The organism is Pseudomonas sp. RIT623, assembly GCF_004519305.1.
In the GTDB taxonomy this organism is placed as follows: Bacteria; Pseudomonadota; Gammaproteobacteria; order Pseudomonadales; family Pseudomonadaceae; genus Aquipseudomonas.
Map to the genome: position 1 here is coordinate 1 of NZ_SOZA01000076.1, position 2,715 is coordinate 2,715.

Here is a 2,715-nt window from a genome sequence, read left to right on the forward strand (position 1 = left end):
GCCGCATCGGTGATGCCGACGGTCAGGGTATCGCCGTCTTTGAAGACGTCATCGCCCTGGGCCTTGGCCTTGTATTCGGTTTCGGTTTCACCAGCCTTGATCACCACCTTGTCACCGTTGGACAGGGTAACGGTCAGGTCGTGGTCGAGCTTCTGGCTGACTTTGACAGTGAAGGCGGGTTGCTGGTCTTCGGTGACATCGCCTTTGCTGATGATGGTCACGCTAACCTTGTCGCCTTGATTGTCGGTGCCTGGAGTACCGGTGCCAGGTTCGTCGGTGACTTCGGTCTTCACTTCCTCTTTGCCGAGGGTGAGTTTTTCGAAGTTATCCGCGCCGGTGACGCCTTCCAGCTTGTTGGCGATGGTCGGCTGACCGCCGACGAATACATCATCCGGGGCATTGATGGTGATGGTGCCGCTGGCGCTGCCGGCCGGGATGGTGACTTTGGTGCCATCGGTGAGGGTGAAGGTCAGGCCATTGTGGCCGACGACCGACAGGCCTTGGCCGTTGGTCAGGGTCACGGTGTAGGTGATCTGGCCACCCTCGGAGACGGTGGTCTTGTCCGCGGTCAGGGTCGCGACGACTTCGCTGATGGTGTCGGTGATTTGCACGGTGGCATCGCCGCCGAGTTCCAGGTTCTCGAAGGCATGGCCGGGCACGGAGGCATCCGTGATACCGACGGTCAGCGAGTCGCCGTCCTTGAAGACATCATCGCCCTGGGCCTTGGTCTTGTACTCGGCTTCGGTCTGCCCGGCCGGGATGACAACCTTGTCGCCGTTGGACAGGGTCACGGTCAGGTCATAGTCGAGCTTCTGGCTGACTTTGACGGTGAAGGCTGGCTGCTGGTCTTCGGTGACATCGCCTTTGCTGACAATGGTCACGCTGACCTTGTCGCCTTCGTTGCCGGTGCCAGGGGTACCGGTGCCCGGTTCGTCGGTGACTGAGGTCTGCACCTCGTTCTGACCCAGGGTCAGTTTTTCGAAGTTGTCGGCACCGGTGACGCTGGTCAGCTTGTTGCTGATGGTGGCCTGGCCGCCGATGAACACATCGTCCGGGGCAGTGATGATGGCAGTACCGCTGGCGCTGCCGGCCGGGATGGTGACCTTGGTACCGTCGCTCAGGGTGAAGGTAAGACCGTTGTGACCGGTCACCGACAGGCCCTGGCCGTTGGTCAGGGTGACGGTGTAGGTGATCTGGCCGCCTTCGCTGACGGTGGTCTTGTCGGCGCTGAGCGTCGCGACCACTTCACTGATGGTGTCGGTGATCTGCACGCTGGCGTCTGCGCCGAGCTCCAGGTTCTCGAAGGTCTTGCCATCGACGGCGGCATCGGTGATGCCGACAGTCAGGGTATCGCCGTCCTTGAAGACGTCATCGCCTTGCGCCTTGGCCTTGTACTCGGCTTCGGTCTGACCAGCCGGGATGACAACCTTGTCGCCGTTGGACAGGGTGACAGTCAGGTCATGGTCCAGCTTCTGGCTGACCTTGACGGTGAAGGCAGGCTGCTGGTCTTCGGTGACATCGCCCTTGCTGACGATGGTCACGGTGACCTTGTCGCCTTCGTTGCCGGTACCTGGGGTGCCGGTGCCCGGTTCGTCGGTGACTTCGGTTTTGACTTCCTCTTTTCCGAGGGTGAGTTTTTCGAAGTTGTCCGCACCGGTGACGCCTTCCAGCTTGTTGACGATGGTCGGCTGACCGCCGACGAATACGTCATCCGGTGCATTGACGGTGATGGTGCCAGTAGCACTGCCCGCCGGGATGGTCACTTTGGTGCCATCGGTAAGGGTGAAGGTCAGGCCATTGTGGCCGACGACCGACAGGCCCTGGCCATTGGTCAGGGTCACGGTGTAGGTGATCTGGCCACCCTCGGAGACGGTGGTCTTGTCAGCGGTCAGGGTTGCGATGACTTCACTGATGGTGTCGGTGATCTGAACACTGGCGTTGCCGCCGAGCTCCAGGTTCTCGAAGGTCTTGCCATCGACCGCAGCATCGGTGATGCCGACAGTCAGGGTATCGCCGTCTTTGAAGACGTCATCGCCCTGGGCCTTGGCCTTGTATTCGGTCTCGGTTTCACCAGCCTTGATCACTACCTTGTCACCGTTGGACAGAGTAACGGTCAGGTCGTGGTCGAGCTTCTGGCTGACTTTGACGGTGAAGGCGGGTTGCTGGTCTTCGGTGACATCGCCTTTGCTGACGATGGTGACCGAGACTTTATCGCCTTGGTTGTCGGTGCCTGGGGTTCCGGTACCTGGCTCGTCGGTGACTTCGGTTTTGATCTCGTCCTTACCGAGCGTCAGTTTCTCGAAGTTGTCCGCGCCAGTTACACCTTCCAGTTTGTTCACAATCGAAGGCTGGCCGCCGACGAAGACGTCGTCCGGGGCATTGATGGTGATGGTGCCGGTGGCGCTGCCAGCGGGGATGGTCACTTTAGTGCCATCGGTGAGGGTGAAGGTCAGGCCGTTGTGGCCGACGACCGACAGGCCCTGGCCGTTAGTCAAGGTGACGGTGTAGGTGATCTGGCCACCCTCAGCGACGGTGGTCTTGTCCGCAGTCAGGGTCGCGACGACTTCGCTGATGGTGTCAGTGATCTGCACGCTGGCGTTGCCGCCCAGCTCCAGGTTTTCGAAGGACTTGCCATCCACTGCCGCGTCGGTGATGCCAACGGTGAGGGTGTCGCCGTCCTTGAAGACGTCATCGCCCTGGGCTTTGGCCTTGTAT

At 60.7% G+C, this 2,715-nt stretch carries 1 protein-coding gene; it reads right to left on the minus strand.

The window, feature by feature from the left end; genetic code table 11:
• On the minus strand, positions 1 to 2,715 hold a 2,715-nt coding region (locus tag E3U47_RS25075), incomplete at both ends, for an immunoglobulin-like domain-containing protein (protein ID WP_372239556.1).